This window comes from Pseudomonas sp. KH_046_1, assembly GCF_057839025.1.
Window position 1 is genome coordinate 1,782,214 of record NZ_CM174481.1, and the last position, 17,536, is coordinate 1,799,749.

At 59.6% G+C, this 17,536-nt stretch carries 19 protein-coding genes, 1 pseudogene and 1 riboswitch; of the genes and pseudogenes, 12 read left to right on the forward strand and 8 right to left on the reverse strand.

From position 1 onward, the window contains the following. Positions 1-182: 182 nt before the first annotated feature. Together AC3IT9_RS08105 and AC3IT9_RS08110 are read left to right on the forward strand one after the other, a co-directional pair. Complete coding sequence (locus AC3IT9_RS08105) at positions 183-920, forward strand: DUF599 domain-containing protein (RefSeq protein WP_150724532.1); 738 nt, start codon at positions 183-185, stop codon at positions 918-920. 56 nt (positions 921-976) lie between these two features. Then, a pseudogene (locus AC3IT9_RS08110) lies at positions 977-1,057 on the forward strand (MAPEG family protein); the annotation flags it as partial. Between the two features lie 64 nt (positions 1,058-1,121). On the opposite strand, the gene AC3IT9_RS08115 reads toward AC3IT9_RS08110, so the two are convergent. Then, positions 1,122-1,373 (reverse strand): hypothetical protein, encoded by a 252-nt coding sequence (locus AC3IT9_RS08115; protein ID WP_150753383.1) that lies wholly within the window; start codon positions 1,371-1,373, stop codon positions 1,122-1,124. A gap of 158 nt (positions 1,374-1,531) precedes the next feature. Between AC3IT9_RS08115 and AC3IT9_RS08120 the strand changes: the two genes are divergently transcribed. The 4 genes from AC3IT9_RS08120 (at position 1,532) to AC3IT9_RS08135 (ending at position 5,238) form a co-directional block, all read left to right on the forward strand. Beyond that, positions 1,532-2,008: a PaaI family thioesterase gene (locus tag AC3IT9_RS08120; protein ID WP_150724534.1), complete on the forward strand. Its 477-nt coding sequence runs from the start codon at positions 1,532-1,534 to the stop codon at positions 2,006-2,008. Next, positions 2,005-2,457, forward strand: coding sequence for a PaaI family thioesterase (locus tag AC3IT9_RS08125; protein ID WP_150724535.1), 453 nt, complete (start codon positions 2,005-2,007; stop codon positions 2,455-2,457). The genes AC3IT9_RS08120 and AC3IT9_RS08125 overlap by 4 nt, the downstream gene beginning before the upstream one ends. Before the next feature lie 81 nt (positions 2,458-2,538). Further along, a complete protein-coding gene (htpG, locus tag AC3IT9_RS08130; protein ID WP_489272628.1) occupies positions 2,539-4,443 on the forward strand; it encodes a molecular chaperone HtpG in 1,905 nt (634 codons plus the stop codon). 66 nt (positions 4,444-4,509) lie between these two features. After that, on the forward strand, positions 4,510-5,238 hold the full coding sequence (locus AC3IT9_RS08135; RefSeq protein WP_489272629.1) for a dienelactone hydrolase family protein: 729 nt from the start codon (positions 4,510-4,512) through the stop codon (positions 5,236-5,238). Between the two features lie 133 nt (positions 5,239-5,371). Here the strand turns inward: AC3IT9_RS08135 and AC3IT9_RS08140 are convergent, their stop codons facing one another. The 5 genes from AC3IT9_RS08140 to purM all read right to left on the reverse strand — a co-directional run bounded on the left by AC3IT9_RS08140 (position 5,372) and on the right by purM (position 9,284). Continuing rightward, entirely contained in the window at positions 5,372-6,232 is an 861-nt protein-coding gene (locus AC3IT9_RS08140; protein WP_353742367.1) for a pirin family protein, read from the reverse strand. 62 nt (positions 6,233-6,294) lie between these two features. After that, entirely contained in the window at positions 6,295-6,711 is a 417-nt protein-coding gene (locus AC3IT9_RS08145; protein WP_489272630.1) for an OsmC family protein, read from the reverse strand. A gap of 142 nt (positions 6,712-6,853) precedes the next feature. Next, positions 6,854-7,567 carry a DUF3108 domain-containing protein gene (locus AC3IT9_RS08150; protein WP_150724540.1) on the reverse strand — a complete coding sequence of 238 codons (714 nt, stop codon included), beginning with the start codon at positions 7,565-7,567 and terminating at the stop codon, positions 6,854-6,856. An 8-nt stretch (positions 7,568-7,575) separates the two neighbouring features. Beyond that, positions 7,576-8,226: a phosphoribosylglycinamide formyltransferase gene (purN, locus tag AC3IT9_RS08155; RefSeq protein WP_150724541.1), complete on the reverse strand. Its 651-nt coding sequence runs from the start codon at positions 8,224-8,226 to the stop codon at positions 7,576-7,578. Next, positions 8,226-9,284 carry a phosphoribosylformylglycinamidine cyclo-ligase gene (gene purM / locus AC3IT9_RS08160; RefSeq protein WP_007977543.1) on the reverse strand — a complete coding sequence of 353 codons (1,059 nt, stop codon included), beginning with the start codon at positions 9,282-9,284 and terminating at the stop codon, positions 8,226-8,228. The genes purN and purM overlap by 1 nt, the downstream gene beginning before the upstream one ends. A 386-nt stretch (positions 9,285-9,670) precedes the next feature. Here purM and AC3IT9_RS08165 point away from each other — a divergent pair, with 386 nt between their 5' ends. The 6 genes from AC3IT9_RS08165 to AC3IT9_RS08190 all read left to right on the forward strand — a co-directional run bounded on the left by AC3IT9_RS08165 (position 9,671) and on the right by AC3IT9_RS08190 (position 15,006). Further along, positions 9,671-10,723, forward strand: coding sequence for a DUF2066 domain-containing protein (locus AC3IT9_RS08165; RefSeq protein ID WP_489272632.1), 1,053 nt, complete (start codon positions 9,671-9,673; stop codon positions 10,721-10,723). A gap of 36 nt (positions 10,724-10,759) precedes the next feature. Next, a complete protein-coding gene (locus AC3IT9_RS08170; RefSeq protein WP_150759298.1) occupies positions 10,760-11,833 on the forward strand; it encodes an AI-2E family transporter in 1,074 nt (357 codons plus the stop codon). A gap of 230 nt (positions 11,834-12,063) precedes the next feature. Then, a complete protein-coding gene (gene hda, locus AC3IT9_RS08175) occupies positions 12,064-12,768 on the forward strand; it encodes a DnaA regulatory inactivator Hda (protein ID WP_007984552.1) in 705 nt (234 codons plus the stop codon). A gap of 222 nt (positions 12,769-12,990) precedes the next feature. Beyond that, positions 12,991-13,623, forward strand: a complete 633-nt coding sequence (locus AC3IT9_RS08180) for a C40 family peptidase (RefSeq protein ID WP_008017885.1) — start codon at positions 12,991-12,993, stop codon at positions 13,621-13,623. Between the two features lie 165 nt (positions 13,624-13,788). Continuing rightward, complete coding sequence (locus tag AC3IT9_RS08185; RefSeq protein WP_489272634.1) at positions 13,789-14,325, forward strand: C40 family peptidase; 537 nt, start codon at positions 13,789-13,791, stop codon at positions 14,323-14,325. Positions 14,326-14,343: 18 nt separating this feature from the next. Then, positions 14,344-15,006 (forward strand): O-methyltransferase, encoded by a 663-nt coding sequence (locus AC3IT9_RS08190; protein WP_489272635.1) that lies wholly within the window; start codon positions 14,344-14,346, stop codon positions 15,004-15,006. 121 nt (positions 15,007-15,127) lie between these two features. Here AC3IT9_RS08190 and AC3IT9_RS08195 read toward each other — a convergent pair whose 3' ends face one another. Then, the gene (locus tag AC3IT9_RS08195) at positions 15,128-16,441 is read right to left on the reverse strand and encodes a PQQ-dependent sugar dehydrogenase (RefSeq protein WP_489272636.1); all 1,314 of its coding nucleotides are present in this window, start codon (positions 16,439-16,441) and stop codon (positions 15,128-15,130) included. A gap of 66 nt (positions 16,442-16,507) precedes the next feature. Further along, positions 16,508-17,092: a hypothetical protein gene (locus AC3IT9_RS08200; protein WP_489272637.1), complete on the reverse strand. Its 585-nt coding sequence runs from the start codon at positions 17,090-17,092 to the stop codon at positions 16,508-16,510. Between the two features lie 153 nt (positions 17,093-17,245). Further along, positions 17,246-17,478, forward strand: a riboswitch (cobalamin riboswitch). The last annotated feature ends 58 nt before the right edge of the window (positions 17,479-17,536 follow it).

The following is a 17,536-nucleotide window of genomic DNA, read 5'->3' on the forward strand; positions in this document are numbered from 1 at the left end:
GTGAGGGATGCGGTGTCTTTTCCGTTGAGCTAACGTCGAAGCACTGCAACACCCTTGTGGGAGCGAGCCTGCTCGCGAAGGCGTCGCTTCATTCAACGCAAATGTTGATTGATCTACCGCTTTCGCGAGCAGGCTCGCTCCCACAAGGTTTCGTGTTCCGTTACTACTTCACAAGGACCTGCATGTCGTTCATCCAAGCCAACCTGATCCACATTCTTGCCGCCATCTGGTTCGTTATCTGCTGGGGCGGGTACACCCGCTATGCCACCTGGAAAGGCCGTGACACTGCGTGTCTGGCCAGTGTATTGCACCTGTATCGTGAGGACTGGATGCGCCGCATGCTGCTGCGCGACAACCGCATCGCCGATGCCAGCGTGATTGGCAACCTGGAGCGCAATGCTTCGTTCTTCGCCTCGAGTACGTTGATTATCCTGGCGGGTATTCTCACGGTATTGGGGGCTTCGGAACGGGCGGTATCGTTGCTGGCGGATATCCCGATGGTGCAACAGGCGTCCCAGGGCATGTCGGAAATCAAGTTGTTGTGCCTGGCGCTGGTGTTTGTCTATGCGTTCTTCACGTTCAGTTGGTGCATGCGCCAGTACAACTTCGCCGCCATTCTGGTCGGCTCGGCGCCGATGGTTGGTGAACGCCATGTGTCCGAGCAGGAGCGCAAGGCCTTTGCCGCCCGTGCAGCCCGTGTCATCTCCATGGCCGCCAACCAGTTCAACTTTGGCCTGCGCTCTTATTACTTCGGCATGACCATGCTGGCCTGGTTCGTCAGCCCATGGCTGTTCATGTTGATGAGTGCCGGTGTGGTGTTCGTATTGTATCGCCGCGAGTTTCACTCCGACGTTCTCGACGTGATGGTCTATACCCCAACAGAGGCGCCATTGCCCGAAGTGAGTAAAGAGGCAGCCTGATCGGGCGCCCGCGCGCTGGCTATCCGGTGTGTTACTGGAAGGGGCTGGCTCGGTAGCGCAGTCTGGTTTGGCTGGTGGGATTAATCTGTTCGCTGTTGATGATGATTAGTCCGACTTTTCGAACGTTTTTGCTCTAACCGCTTTTTTCAAGGCAAAAGAAAACCCGCACTTGGCGGGTTTTCTTTTGCCACTCTAAAAATCTTAGTTCTTAGGTGCTTCCGGAGCCGCCGGAGCAGCTGGAGCAGCTGGAGCGGCCGGAGCGGCCTGATCTTTGGCGGCTTCGGCGTTTTCTTTCGCTGCGTCGTTCACTTTATCCTGAGCTTCGTTCATTTTTTGCTGGGCTTGCTCAGCATTTTGGTTAGCATCTTGAGCTTTGTCCTCGGATTTTTTATCGCAGGCAGCGAGACCGAGGGAAGCGGTCAACATCAAGGCAATAGCTAAAGTCTTACGCATGGGGTGTTTCTCCTGATGAAAAGCATCTACTGGCATTAAGAGCCCAGGCATCAGGGTTAAGTTCCTTAATTCTTTCAGATATATAAGTTTGTTCTAGTGCGGAACTTTTACCTGTACCGCCACTGCACTGTTCGGACATAAACAAGAGCTTTTATCAAATGGCTGAAAACCCCGTTTTTGAGCGTGCGATGCGTTTTCTGTCGGCGCTGCGACATTGTCAGGTACTTGGACTAAGCGTTCACAGCGCCAGCAACGAAGGACTGACGATTGTGCTGCCGTATAGCCCGCAGATTGTCGGCAATCCCGAAACCGGCGTGATTCATGGCGGGGCGCTGACCTCGCTGATGGACACCGCCTGTGGCATGGCGACCCTCTGTGTGCTCCCGGAATTCGAAGTCTGCCCGACCCTCGACCTGCGCATCGACTACATGCACGCCGCCGAGCCACATAAGGATGTCTACGGCTTTGCCCAGTGCTATCGGGTCACCACCGACGTGATTTTTGCCCGTGGCTTCGCCTATCAGGATGACCCCGGGCAACCCATTGCCCATGTGATGGGTACTTTCATGCGCATGGGCAAGGGCATCAAAGGCACCAAGGGCTTTGGTGGCGCGGTTGCCGGAGGTGCGCAATGAGCGAGTCGCTGAAGGATCAATTGCAAAAGGCCCACGAGCAGGGCGATTACGCCTCACTGCTGGATTTGATTCCCTATGCCCGGCTGATCGGCGTCGAATGTTCACGGGTGGGAGATGAGTTGCTGTTCAAGCTGCCAGCGAACAAGGACAACATTGGTAACCCTTTGTTGCCAGCGATTCATGGCGGTGTGATCGCCGGTTTCATGGAATTGGCCGCGGCGCTGCACCTGTTGGTGTTTACCGGATCGCCCGGGGTGCCGAAGATCATCGACTTCTCCCTGGATTACCTGCGAGCCGGGCAGTTTCGCGATACCTGGGCCCGATGCCAGGTCTGGCGCCAGGGTCGCCGGGTCGCCAATGTGGCGATTACCGCCTGGCAAAGTACTGAATCCGAACCCATTGCCACGGCTCGTGCACATTTCAAACTCGAAGAGCCCTTGAAATCCTGAACGGTGCCCCAAACTCTGAGGACAACCCGCCGTCGACCCTCAAGGTCGCGGCTTATGCCATCTGATTGGAGTTTGATGACCATGAGTGTGGAAACTCAAAAGGAAACCCTGGGCTTCCAGACCGAGGTGAAGCAGCTGCTGCATCTCATGATCCATTCGCTGTATTCCAACAAGGAAATTTTCCTTCGCGAATTGATCTCGAACGCCTCTGACGCTGTCGACAAATTACGTTTCGAAGCCCTGGCCAAGCCAGAGTTGCTGGAAGGTGGCGCCGAACTGAAAATCCGCGTGAGCTTCGACAAGGACGCTAAAACCGTCACCCTCGAAGACAACGGTATCGGCATGAGCCGCGAAGACGCGATCACCCACCTGGGTACCATCGCCAAGTCCGGCACCGCCGATTTCATGAAGCACCTGAGCGGCGACCAGAAGAAAGACTCGCACCTGATCGGTCAGTTCGGTGTCGGTTTCTACTCCGCATTCATCGTCGCTGACAAAGTCGATGTGTTCAGTCGTCGTGCCGGCAGCGCTGCCAGCGAAGGCGTGCACTGGTCGTCCAAGGGCGAAGGTGACTTCGAAGTGGCGACCATCGACAAGGCCGAGCGCGGCACTCGCATCGTCCTGCACCTCAAATCCGGTGAAGACGAGTTCGCCGATGGCTGGCGCCTGCGCAACATCATCAAGAAGTACTCCGACCACATCGCCTTGCCGATCGAGCTGCCGAAAGAAGTGGCCGCTACCGAAGGCGAAGAGCCGCCGGCCGTTGAGTGGGAAACCGTCAACCGCGCCAGCGCCCTGTGGACCCGTCCGCGTACCGAGATCAAGGACGAGGAATACCAGGAGTTCTACAAGCACATCGCTCACGATTTCGAAAACCCGCTGAGCTGGAGCCACAACAAGGTCGAAGGCAAGCTCGAATACAGCTCGCTGCTGTACGTGCCGACCCGTGCGCCGTTCGACCTGTACCAGCGTGAAGCGCCGAAAGGCCTGAAACTGTACGTGCAGCGCGTGTTCGTCATGGACCAGGCCGAGTCGTTCCTGCCGCTGTACCTGCGCTTCATCAAGGGCGTGGTCGACTCCAACGACCTGTCGCTGAACGTGTCGCGGGAAATCCTGCAGAAAGACCCGATCATCGACTCGATGAAGTCGGCGTTGACCAAGCGCGTCCTGGACATGCTGGAAAAACTGGCGAAGAACGAGCCTGAGCAATACAAGGGCTTCTGGAAAAACTTCGGTCAGGTCATGAAAGAAGGCCCGGCAGAGGATTTCGCCAACAAGGAAAAAATCGCCGGCCTGCTGCGTTTCGCATCGACCCACGGCGACGATGGCGAGCAGGTTGTTGGCCTGGCCGAGTACCTGGCGCGCGCCAAGGAAGGTCAGGACAAGATTTACTACCTGACCGGCGAAACCTACGCGCAGGTCAAAAACAGCCCGCACCTGGAAGTCTTCCGCAAGAAAGGCATCGAAGTGCTGCTGCTGACCGACCGCATCGACGAGTGGCTGATGAGCTACCTCAGCGACTTCGACGGCAAGAGCTTTGTCGACGTGGCGCGCGGTGACCTGGACCTGGGCAACCTGGACTCGGAAGAGGACAAGAAGGCCGCGGAAGAAGTCGCCAAGGCCAAAGAAGGTCTGGTCGAGCGCCTGAAGACTGCGCTGGGCGAATCCGTTGCGGAAGTTCGGGTGTCCCATCGCCTGACCGATTCGCCGGCGATCCTGGCCATCGGCGAGCAGGACCTGGGCTTACAGATGCGCCAGATCCTGGAAGCCAGCGGCCAGAAGGTTCCGGATTCGAAGCCGATTTTCGAATTCAACCCGGCTCACCCGCTGATCGAGAAGCTCGACAACGAGCAGAGCGACGAGCGCTTCGGCGACCTGTCGCACATCCTCTTCGATCAGGCGGCCCTGGCGGCCGGCGACAGCTTGAAAGATCCGGCGGCCTATGTGCGCCGTCTGAACAAGCTATTGGTTGAGTTGTCGGCTTAACTAAGTTGCAGAAAACCCGCTTCGGCGGGTTTTTTCTTTCTCGGGTTTAACCATCAGGAGTCAGAAATGAGTCAAATCACTGTACGTTCCGTTGCCTATCAGATTGACGGCCAGGCTTACGAAAGCCGTCTGGCCTTCGATGCCGACCATAAAGGCCCGCGCCCGGGTTTGTTGATGGCGCCGAACTGGATGGGCGTCAGCGCCGGTGCCGAGGAGATCGCCAGGTCGGTGGCCTCCAAGGGTTATGTGGTGTTGATCGCAGACCTTTATGGTCAATCGGTTCGTCCGACGAACAATGACGAGGCCGGCGCGGCAATGATGCCGTTGAAGAATGACCGCCCACTGTTGCGCAAGCGCATGCAGGTGGCATTCGAACAGCTGCAAAGCCAGGGTGAAGTAGCTGTCGATACTTCGAAACTGGCCACTTTCGGTTTCTGCTTCGGCGGTTGCTGCGCCCTGGAGTTCGCCCGTACCGGCGCGCCAGTGAACGCGGCGGTATCGTTCCACGGCACGCTGGACACACCGAATCCGGCCGATGCGAAAAACATCAAGGGTAAGGTCCTGGTGCTGCACGGTGCTTCCGATCCATTGGTACCGAAAGAGCAGTTGCCGGCGTTCGAAGATGAAATGAACGCGGCGGGTGTGGATTGGCAGTTGCTGAGCTACGGCGGTGCGTTCCACTCGTTCACCGACCCGCATGCCAAGGTGCCGGGCATGATGATGTATGACGCCAAGGTCGCTGCTCGGGCCTTCACGTCGATGCATAACTTGCTGGATGAAGTGTTCAAGGGTTGATCCTGTTTCAGACACTGACTGATCAGGTGTCTGATAGGGCCTCTTCGCGAGCAGGCTCGCTCCCACATTGGAATGCTTTTCCCCTGTGGGAGCGAGCCTGCTCGCGATGGCGGTATAGCGGACACCGAAGAATTCAAGGCAATTCGATCCTCTCAACTTCCCCCGGCACCGTCGGCCAGTCCCCGGCCGCCCAGCGCCGCCGCGCTTCATCAATCGCCGCCGGATCGCTCGCGACAAAGTTCCAGTTGATTCGCCGTGGCCCGTCCAGCGGAGCACCGCCGAACAACACGGCGTGACTGTCGCTTTCAGCAAACAGGGTCATCTCTTCCCCGGCAGGCAGTACCACCAGCGAGTACGGCTCTATCGGCTCGCCATCCAGTTGCACTTCGCCGCTCAACACATACAGCGCACGTTCTTCATACTCGGTGGGGATGAGCAATGTCGTCGCCGTTTGCAGGTGCAGTTCCGCGTACAGCGTAGGAGAAAGCACCGGCACGGGTGATTCCAGGCAAAAGCCAGACCCGGCAATCATGCGAATCTTCACCCCCAGGTTTTCGCTGACCGGCAATGTGGACGCCGGATGGTGGCTGTAATGCCCTGGACCTTGTTCTTTATCCTTGGGTGAGGCCAACCAGATCTGCAAGCCGTGCATGGTGAAGCCGCTTTCTCTCAGGGCCTCTGGCGTGCGTTCGACGTGGGCAATGGCACTGCCGGCCGTCATCCAGCTGGCGTCGCCAGTCCCGACCACTTGATCGGAACCGAGGCTGTCCTTGTGCTGGATCTGCCCCTGGAACAAGTAGGTGAGGGTGGACAGGCCAATGTGCGGATGTTGGCGGATGTTCATGCCTTTGCCCGGTGGATAACGGGTCTCCAGCATGTGGTCGAAAAACACGAATGGCCCGACGCTGCGGCACTTGGCGGATGGCAGCGGGCGGAGAATCGGCTGGCCTTCGACATCTTCGGTGCGGGGGCGGATCACGAGCGGAGTGTTCATGGTGCGTTCCAGGCTGAGCGGGTGATGCGTTCGAGCATAACCCGCTTGCGCAGCCCTTGCCGCTATTGGCAGAACGCGCCTTCGGACAAATGCGTTTCGATGCTGACTTCAGAGGTGGTCATCAGCTTGTGGATCGGACAGCGATCGGCCACGCGGTGCAGTTCATCGCGCTGGGCGTCGGTGAGTACGCCCTTGAGGGTCAGTTTGACGTGCAGCGCGTACTGGCCTTTCTGTTCCAGGCTGTTGTCGCGCTTGACCTCGACGCCGACACCGGTCAGCGGGATGTCCTTCTTCCTGGCATACAGCTTCAGGGTCAGGGCTTTGCAGGCACCCAGCGCGGCATCGAAATAATCGTGCGGTTCCGGCGCTGAGCCCTCACCACCCGCCGTGACGGGCGCGTCGGCGAAGAGTTCATGGTCATCGATCTGGACGCTGTGGCGCAAACCTTCGGCAGAAACGGTGTTGACGGTAACGGTCATGGCAAACCTCGCAGGCGACAGGAAAACTCATTCGATCAAAAAAGACCTTGAAGGTATAGAGCTGTCGCGCTTGTCGGGTGTTCCAATTTTCGAGCCCACAAAAAAGCCCCGCAATGGCGGGGCGTCATGGTATCGATCCGGATCAGCTGCCTTTGACTTCCTTGCCGTTGACCGTGCCGTTCAGGAGCATGATGTTGTACTCCTTGCCGTCAGTTTCGACTTGTTGCAGGCGGACCAGCAGGTAATCCCAGTCCTTGGCGAACCACATCACGGTGATGCGTTTGCTTTGCGTCGGGTCGCGCACGCGCTCAACCTTGATCGCTTCGATCTGACCGGCCTTGGTGTCGACTTTTTCCGAGCCCAGCACGCGGAAGTCGTAGGTGTCGACTTCACCGCCATCGACCACTTGATAGCTCATGGTCTTTTTGCCGGCGGCGACATCGTGTTGCAGCGCCAACTGATAGGTGGATTTGTCGACCATGCCGCGGTTGAGGGGGAGCTTGACGGCGTCACCGCGATCGGTGCCGGTGATCATCTTGGTGTTCCAGTCGAAATCCAGATCCGCTTTCTTGGCCTTGCCCAAACCACCACGTTCAAAGTGATAGGACTCTGGAAGAAGCGTGTCCTTGTCCACCGTCAGGGTGCTTTCCTCGGACAGGCTGGCGATCATCATCGATGCCTTGAAACTCAGCTTCCATTTGCCGTCGCTGGTTTTTTCGAGGCTGCGCTCGGCAGTGCCACTCATGGGCAGCTGTTTCCAGTCGGCGGTGTAGCTGGCGGAGAAAGGTTGAAGGTCTGTCGCCTGGGCGAGGGGCAAGGCGAGCAGAGCGCAAGCGAAGAGCAGGGCGCGACGCATAAAATCTCCTAGTTTCGAATCAAGTGGCCGCTGGCCGCGAGTAACTGTCCATCCAGTAAAGCACCTTGCTCGCCGAGGGCCAGACGACCTTCGGCAAACCAGCGTACGGCCATCGGGTAGATCAGGTGTTCCTGAACATGGATCCGTTGCGCCAGACTCTGCGGCGAATCCTGTAACTCTACCGGTATTACAGCCTGTACGACCAGTGGTCCGCCATCGAGTTCCTCGGTGACGAAGTGCACGGAGCAGCCGTGCTCGGTGTCGCCCGCCTCCAGCGCGCGCTCATGAGTGTGTAACCCTTTGTATTTGGGTAGCAGCGAGGGATGGATGTTGAGCAGGCGACCCTGATAGTGGCGTACGAAGCCAGCGCTGAGAATGCGCATGAATCCGGCCAGTACCACGAGTTTGGGATTGAAGGCGTCGATCAGTTCGATCAGCGCGGCGTCGAAGGCCTCGCGACCTTCGAAAGCCTTGTGATCCAGGGAGCGGGTGTCGATACCCGCGTCCCTGGCGCGTTGCAGGCCGTAGGCGTCGGCGCGGTTGGAGATCACCGCAGCGATGCGGGCCGGGCTGTCGCCGGTCCGCGTGCTGTCGATCAGGGCCTGCAAGTTACTGCCGGTGCCGGACAACAGCACCACCACATCACAGGTCTGAGACATCAATGAGCCTTGAGGTTCTTCAGTTCAACCTGGGCCGCGCCTTCGGCAGCGGTGGAGATCTGGCCGATGACCCAAGGCTGCTCGCCCGCTTCGCGCAGAACGTTCAGGGCGGCTTCAACGTGCTCCTGAGCCACGCAGATGACCATGCCCACGCCGCAGTTCAGCACGCGGTGCATTTCGTTCTCGTCGACGTTGCCTTTCTCTTGCAGCCAGTCGAACACCGCCGGGCGGGTCCAGCTCGCTACGTCAACCACGGCTTGTGCACCTTTTGGCAGCACGCGCGGGATGTTGTCCAGCAGGCCGCCACCGGTGATGTGGGCCATGGCTTTGACTGCGCCGGTTTCCTTGATCAGCTTGAGCAGCGGCTTCACGTAGATGCGGGTCGGAGCCATCAGCAGGTCGGTCAGCGGCTTGCCGTCGAGCTGGGTGTTTTCGATGTCGGCGCCGGACACTTCGATGATCTTGCGGATCAGCGAGTAGCCGTTGGAGTGCGGGCCGGAAGACGGCAGGGCGAGCAGGGCATCACCTGCAGCAACCTTGGAACCGTCGATGATTTCGGATTTTTCCACGACGCCGACGCAGAAACCGGCCAGGTCGTAGTCTTCGCCTTCGTACATGCCCGGCATTTCAGCGGTTTCGCCGCCAACCAGCGAGCAGCCCGACAGTTCGCAGCCAGCGCCGATGCCGGTCACAACCTGGGCAGCGGTGTCGACGTTCAGTTTGCCGGTGGCGTAGTAGTCGAGGAAGAACAGCGGCTCGGCGCCGCACACCACCAGGTCGTTGACGCACATGGCAACCAGGTCGATGCCGATGCTGTCGTGCTTGTTCAGGTTCAGTGCCAGGCGCAGCTTGGTGCCGACGCCGTCAGTACCGGAAACCAGCACAGGCTGCTTGTAGCCGGCCGGGATTTCGCAGAGGGCGCCGAAACCGCCCAGGCCGCCCATGACTTCCGGGCGCGCAGTGCGCTTGGCGACGCTCTTGATGCGTTCGACCAATGCTTCACCGGCGTCGATGTCTACACCGGCGTCCTTGTAGCTCAGGGAGGGTTGCTTGCTCATGATCCAGGCCTTTAGGGGGGGATTTCTGGGTAACGACCGAGTCCGTCGGGAGCGCCGAAACTGCGTAGGCGAGAACCATGCGCGCTATTCGGACACTGCCCGGCTGTTGCCGGTCTGCGAAGGCGCGCGATTTTATCAGGCTTGAGCCGCAGCGGCCATCCTCAGGCCGACAGCAGGGCCATATCCGTTCAAAAAAAACCATTAATGCGCGGTGTCGGTGGCATCCTGCATGGCTGTATAAGGTATCGCGATTAACCGTCTATCGTTATGACAGTGCGAAAACTTACCCGGAGCGTGTGAATGTTTTGCGTCGGGCAACGGTCACAGTCTTGCTCGATCGTCTTCATGCGGTCTGTTCCAGCCGCTCTTGTCGTCAGGAATCTTCCATGCGTTTTTGTAAATTCTTGCTTGTGAGTTGTTTGTCAGTGGTCAGCCTGGTCAGTCAAGCCGAAACCGTCAAAGGCCTTTACCTGGTGCGCGAGCCGGTGAATGGCCAGTCGCCCGAGGAGCGCGACCAGGCGACTCAGCGTGCGTTGGACACATTGGTGTTGCGCCTGACCGGCGACCCCAAGGCTGCTCAAAGTCCGGGGTTGGCAGCGATTCGCAAAGACCCGCAACAGATCATCAGCCAATACGGCTTTGAGGTCGGGCCGCCGGAGGTCCTGAAGGTCGATTTCGACCCGGGCACCACTGAGCAGGCCTTGCGCCGCGCCGGCCTGGCCATGTGGGGGGCCAATCGGCCGTCGATCCTCGGCTGGTGGTTGAATGATTCCACCGAGGGTTCAAGCCTGGTGGGCGACGGCCAGGCCAGCGCGGCGCCGCTGCGTCGGGCTGCCCAGCACCGGGGCTTGCCATTGCGCTTGCCGTTGGCGGATTTGAATGAGCAGATCGTCGCGACCGCGCCGAATCTGGAGGGCGCAGATCCCGCGCCATTGCATGAGGCATCGGAACGCTACAACGCCGACGCCCTGCTCGCGGTACACGCCAAGGAAGAGGGCGGACAGTGGCAAGCCAAGTGGCAATTGTGGCTGGGGGATAAAAAAGAGGCCGGCAGTGTGCAGGGAGCCGATCAGGCCGCCGTGGCCGATGCGGTGATGCTGGCGGTCAACGAGCGCCTGGCGCCACGGTTTGTCGCCAAACCCGGTGCTTCGAGCGAGCAATTGCTGGAAGTGCAAGGCATGAATCTTGAGCACTACGCGTCGCTCGGGCGTTTGCTGGAGCCGTTTGGCGGACGCGTGCAAAGTGTCGAGGGCGACCGGATTCTCTATCGGGTCAACGGCAGCGTCGATCAGTTGCGTGCACAACTGTCGCTGGCGAGGCTGCAGGAAGCACCGGCGGGTCAAGCCCCGGCCCCGGTAGCGCCTGTTCAGCCTGCCACCGGCGGTTCGGTGCCTGCCGCAGCGCCGGCCCCAACCCCGCAACTGCGTTATCGCTGGTAGTTTTTCTTTCTTTATATAGAAGCAATGGAGTGGTTCATGGCCGATACGCGGCGTTGGTTCTGGCTCGGTGGGGTGGTCCTGCTTTGTGCGTTTGTCTGGTTGTTGCATTCGATCCTGACGCCGTTCCTGGTGGCGCTGCTGTTGGCCTACCTGTTCGACCCGCTGGTGGATCGGCTGGAGAAAGCGGGGCTGTCTCGAACCTGGGGCGTCGTGGCGGTGTTCACCCTGTTTACATTGATCTTCACCGCGCTGCTGTTGGTCTTGGTGCCGTTGCTCGCCAGGCAGTTGTTTCGTTTGTATGAACTGGCCCCGCAGATGCTCGACTGGCTACAGCACACGGCGTTGCCCTGGGCGCAATCGAAGTTCGGCCTGTCGGACGGTTTCTGGAAGTTCGACAAGCTCAAGGCCGCCATCAGCGAGCATATGAGTCAGACCACTGATGTTGTCGGCGTGGTGCTGAGTCATGCCACGGCCTCGGGGCTGGCGCTGATCGGCTGGCTGGCGAACCTGGTGCTGATTCCGGTGGTGAGCTTCTACCTGTTGCGGGATTGGGACCTGATGATGGCCAAGGTCCGCAGCATGCTGCCCCGTGATCGTGAAGCGCGCGCGGTATCTTTGGCGGGTGAATGCCATGAAGTACTCGGAGCGTTCGTTCGCGGACAGTTGCTGGTAATGGTGGCCTTGGGTGTGATCTACGCGGCAGGCCTGATGCTGGTCGGGTTGGAGTTGGGCTTGCTGATTGGCCTGATTGCCGGTTTGGCAGCGATCGTGCCGTACATGGGGTTTATCATCGGCATTGGCGCGGCGCTGCTTGCAGGGCTGTTCCAGTTCGGTGGTGATCTTTACCCGATGCTCGGCATTGTCGCGGTGTTCATGGTCGGCCAGGCGCTGGAGGGGATGGTGCTGACGCCGTTGCTGGTCGGTGACCGGATTGGCCTGCACCCGGTGGCGGTGATTTTCTCGATCCTGGCCGGTGGTGAACTGTTTGGCTTTACCGGTGTGCTACTGGCATTGCCGGTCGCCGCGGTGATCATGGTGCTGGTGCGCCATGTGCATGATTTGTATAAGGATTCTGAAATCTACGGGAGTGTCGACGAGCCGCAGGTGTAAGGGGCGTCGATGGGCGTTGGCAGGCTGCCCGGGTTCGTGCCAGGTCAGCCTGCTTGCTTCATGCGACAGTCACATGCGCCGCCAAAGAATCTGCCACAAAACCGGTGCATTAACGCAAACCTTTGATTTTGCTTGTGGTCTGTCGCATTGTGCGGTCCGCTTCACGGGTATAAACTTCGCAAACTTTACACAGAGGCCACTAACGGTTCCTTTGGAACTGTTCAGTCAGCATGAAACCGATTCAGCTGCCCCTAGGTGTGCGTCTGCGTGACGACGCCACCTTTATCAACTACTACCCAGGCGCCAATGCCGCTGCACTCGGCTATGTCGAGCGGCTGTGCGAAGCCGACGCCGGCTGGACCGAAAGCCTGATCTACCTTTGGGGCAAGGACGGGGTAGGGCGTACGCACCTGTTGCAGGCCGCCTGCCTGCGCTTCGAGCAATTGGGTGAGCCGGCGGTGTATCTGCCGCTGGCCGAGCTGCTCGATCGCGGTATCGAAATCCTCGACAACCTCGAACAGTACGAACTGGTCTGCCTGGATGATTTGCAAGTGGTTGCCGGGCGAGCGGATTGGGAAGAGGCGCTGTTCCATCTGTTCAATCGCTTGCGCGACAGCGGCCGGCGCTTGCTGATTGCCGCGTCGACATCCCCTCGGGAGTTGCCGGTGAAGCTGGCGGATCTCAAGTCTCGCCTGACCCTGGCCTTGATCTTCCAGATGCGCCCGCTGTCCGACGAGGACAAACTGCGTGCCCTGCAATTGCGCGCATCCCGTCGCGGCCTGCATCTGACCGATGAAGTCGGGCATTTCATTCTGACTCGCGGTACCCGCAGCATGAGTGCGCTGTTCGAGTTGCTCGAGCGTCTCGATCAGGCCTCCCTCCAGGCTCAGCGCAAGCTGACAATCCCGTTTTTGAAAGAAACCCTCGGCTGGTAAACCCGCTGAAGCCGGGGCTTTTAGCCGGTCAGGCATATTTCAGACGCCAGAAACCCCGCTTTCCTGCAAGGTTGCAGGCCGCGTGTATGTTTAAAATAGGCTTAAGCGCTTAGATGTAAACAAGAAACGGATAAGTCACAAAAAGATCGATAGAATTTGCAAATGAGGTTGATAGCGGGCATAGTCTCGGCTTCTTTACAACTTTCAGCCACGGTCGTGCCCATGCTAAATCGCTTCGCACCCCTCGTGCCTCTCGCACTCGTCACCCTGTTGTTCGGTTGCGCCGCCCACACTCCGGTGGCTCAGCAAGCTCCGCAACAACAGGTTCAAAACTCCGTTACTGCCCAGTCTTCCGCTCTCTTTCAGGAAGAACTGGCTACCGAAAAAGAACTCGCAGACTTCGCTGGCGGCAAGTCCTACCAGCTTCCGGTCCTGGCCGACAGCATCCTCGAACGTGGCATGTCCCTGATCGGTACCCGTTACCGTTTCGGCGGTACTTCTGAAGCCGGCTTCGATTGCAGTGGTTTCATCGGTTACCTGTTCCGCGAAGAAGCGGGCATGAACCTGCCTCGCTCCACCCGCGAAATGATCAACGTGGACGCTCCGCTGGTCTCGCGCAGCAAGCTTGAGCCGGGTGACCTGCTGTTCTTCGCGACCAACGGTCGTCGCGGTCGCGTCAGTCATGCCGGGATCTACCTGGGTGACAACCAGTTCATCCACTCCAGCAGCCGCCGCAGCGGTGGCGTACGGATCGATAGCCTGGGTGACAGCTACTGGAGCAAGACCTTCATCGAAGCCAAGCGCGCCCTGGCGATGGCACCGAATGCGTCGCCAATTGTCACTGCACGTAAATAAGCGGACATTTTGTAAGGCGAACTTAAAGTCTTACTTGAAGTTTGTCCCGTAGCCGCTAGAATCTTGATCTACGAATGATGGCAAACCGCCTGCGTCCCACGCAGGCGGTTTTCTTTTCTGCGCTCCCCGCAGAAAAAGCCGCAGCCAGATCAGGATGCTCTGCTTATGACGACGTCGGCCCGCCTCGCAATCATGTTCTTCGCAGCGCTGCTCAGTGCCTGCGCCAGCCGCACACCGCCTCCTGCGCCGGTGGTTCGCTCTCCCATCGTATTTGGCTCCTCACAAGCTTTTTCACCCGAAGCGGAAGACGTGCTGTTTCGCGCGCTCGGTCTGGTGGGCACGCCTTATCGCTGGGGTGGTAACACGCCGGATTCCGGGTTTGATTGCAGTGGCCTGATCGCCTACGTGTACCGCGATGTCACCGGCATTGCCTTGCCGCGCACCACGCGCGAGATGATCTCCATGCAAGCGGCGAATGTGGGCAAGGAAGGCCTGCAAACCGGTGACCTGATTTTCTTCGCCACCAATGGCGGTTCCCAGGTCAGTCATGCCGGCATCTATGTGGGAGAAGGGCGCTTCGTCCACGCGCCGGCCACCGGCGGCACCGTGAAGCTCGACAGCCTGTCCAAGGCGTATTGGCAAAAGGCTTATCTGAGCGCCAAGCGTGTTCTGCAGCCTGAACACCTGGCGCGCAATCCGTAACGTCCGGAGTTGGTGCTCATGACTGCTCGCACGCTCAATCTCGACGACGACCTGTACCAATACCTGCTCGATGTTTCCCAGCGCGAAACGCCACTGCTCAAGCGCTTGCGCGATGAGACCCAGGCGCTGCCAATGGCACGCTGGCAGGTGGCGCCTGAGCAGGGGCAGTTTCTTGCTTTGCTGGTGAAACTGACGGGGGCCAGGCGTTTGCTCGAGGTCGGTACCTTTACCGGCTACAGCGCGCTGTGCATGGCGGCGGCGTTGCCCGCTGACGGTTCGCTGATTTGCTGTGACATCCCCGGCGACTACAACGCCACCGCACGGCGCTACTGGCAAGAAGCGGGGCTGGCCGGGCAGATTGACCTGCGGCTGGCCCCGGCGCTGGAAACCCTCGCCGAGCTTGAGCGACAAGGGCAGGGCGGGCAGTACGACCTGGTGTTCATCGATGCCGACAAGGCCAACTACCCGGCTTATCTGGAGCACGCCCTGCGTTTGCTGCGGGTCGGTGGGCTGGCGGTGTTCGATAACACCCTGTGGAGCGGGCGCGTGCTTGAGGCCAGCCCCGAGAGCGCGGACACCCGGGCAATCCAGGCACTCAACCGGGAGTTGAAGGATGATGTGCGGGTGGATCTGTCGTTGTTGCCGTTGGGTGATGGGCTCACACTCTGTCGCAAACGCTAAGCCCTTGTGTGAGCGAGCCTGCTCGCGAAAGCGGTGTATCAGTCACCAAATTGGTCGACTGACCGTGCGCATTCGCGAGCAGGTCGGATCGCCGCACCGTCGCTCCCACAGGTGAGGCGTATTACTTGATCGCCGAAACCCGCCACACCTTGTTCCCCACATCATCGGCCACCAACAGGTCGCCCTGCCGGTCGATCACCACGCCCACCGGGCGGCCCATGGCCTGTTCCTTGTCGTTGAGAAAACCTGTGAGCACTTCAACGGGCTTTCCGACAGGTTTGCCTGCACTGAATGGCACGAAAATCACTTTGTAGCCACTGTGGGGGTTGCGGTTCCATGAGCCGTGCTGCCCGATGAATGCCCCTTGGGTGAAGGGCGGCGGCAGCTTGCTGTTTTCGGCGAAGGCCAGGCCCAGTGATGCCGTGTGCGGGCCGACGGCGTAGTCCGGGGCGATAGCCTTGGCCACCAGATCCGGGTTTTGCGGCTCGACGCGAATATCGACGTGCTGGCCGTAGTAACTGTACGGCCAGCCATAAAAAGCGCCGTCCTTCACCGAAGTGATGTAGTCCGGTACCAGGTCACTGCCGATTTCATCCCGTTCGTTGACCGCGGTCCACAGCGCGCCACTGTGCGGTTCCCAGGCCATGCCATTGGGGTTGCGCAGGCCGGAGGCGAAGATCCGCTGCTGGCCGGTGGCACGATCCACTTCCCAGATCGCTGCGCGACCTTCTTCCTTGTCCATGCCGTTTTCGGCGACGTTGCTGTTGGAACCCACGGTGACGTACAGCTTGCTGCCGTCCTTGCTGGCGATGACGTTTTTCGTCCAGTGGTGGTTCAGCGGGCCGCCCGGCAGGTCGACAACCTTGACCGGCGGCGACTTGATCTGCGTATCGCCACTTTCATAGTGAAAGCGCAGCAGACGATCCGTGTCGGCCACATACAGGTCATTGCCGACCAGGGTCATGCCAAAGGGCGAGTTGAGGTTTTGCAGAAGCACCGTGCGGGTTTCCGCGACGCCATCGTGGTCCTTGTCGCGCAGCAAGGTGATGCGGTTGGCGCTGGGCACCCTGGCTCCGGCACGGCCCATGACTTTCTTCATCACCCAGCCGCGAATGCCTTTACCGTCTTCGGGTTTGGGTGGTGCACTGGTTTCCGCTACCAACACGTCGCCATTGGGCAGCACATAAAGCCAGCGCGGGTGATCCAGGTCTTCGGCAAAAGCGGCCACTTGAGTGCCCGTGGCGGCGACGGGTTTCGCACCCTGTGGCCAGCCGATGGCCGGGGCGATGTTCACGGTCGGAACCAGTGTCTTGTTGGGTTCTGGTAGTCGGGGTGACGGGCCGGTACCGTCGGAGACTTGCAGGCGGGAGGTCTCGCCACAAGCGGCGAGCCCTGCGCCAAGCGCGATAACGAGAACGAGCGGGGGCGTGCGCATGCTGGTCTTCCCTATGAATGCCTTGTTCTAATCATAGAGAAGTGTTGTCGTGCGATGGTTCAACCCTCAGCCGCGGGCTTCCTTGAACAGCACCGCAATGCCGGGGTGATAGTTGCCGGCTTCGTTGCGCAACTTGCGGTAGGCATAAGGGAAATACCAGGCTACAGCGCAGCTGTGTTCCTTTTGCAGGTCGTCGACCATGTCCTGGAGTTCTTCCGGTGTGGCGCCCTGCTGGGCTTTTTGCGGGGCGACGAACAGGCAGCCGAGTTTCAGGTCGCTGGCGTGGCTCAGGCGCTTCGCATCGCTGGCGATGTCGAGCAAGGCCTGGGACAGGTTGAGGCTGTTGACCCGTGGCCAGCGCTGGCTGGTCTGGATGTAGGCGCGGGTTTCGGGCGAGGCCAGGAGCAGGTCGGCGCGGCTGTTGCGTTCGCCTTCTTCGGTCTGCTTACGGGTGGGCGTTTGTTGCAGCGTGACCATCTCGGCCATCCAGGCGGCGGCAGACAGCAGTCCGAGATTGGCCTTTTCGTCGTGCCAGTACGGTGTGTCGCCATCACCGCGGACGGCGTTGTAACGGTCGATGCATTCGAACCAGCGCTCGAGCACCGGGCGCAGGAATTCCAGCTTTGGATTGCTGATGATCATGCCTTGCATGGGCTCACCCTTGTTGTTGTGTTGTGAGGTTGTGGCTCTTTGATATCACTGCTGAGAGCGTGGCACAAGATTGACGTCAGTTTATTGATTGACGGCAGCTATTCGGTCGATCGCCTCCCGGCTTTAATTGACGCTCCACCCCCAACCCTCTAACCTTCGCGGCTTGTTTCAGGTGCTCTGTGGCTTGGGTCGACAGAGTGAAACAGGGAAGCCGGTGAGTGAGTCCTTCTGTTGGTCGAAGGCCCGCAATTCCGGCGCTGCCCCCGCAACGGTAAATGAGTGAAAACTGTGTGTGATGCCACTGTGTCGATTTGATGCGGGAAGGCGCACGGTCCGGCCCCGCGCCACTCATGAGCCCGGAGACCGGCCTGATTCATCCAGCGGCATCACGGTGGGCGATGCCAGGCTTTTTGCCTTCTATTCTTGTGCCTGCCCGCCGTTATT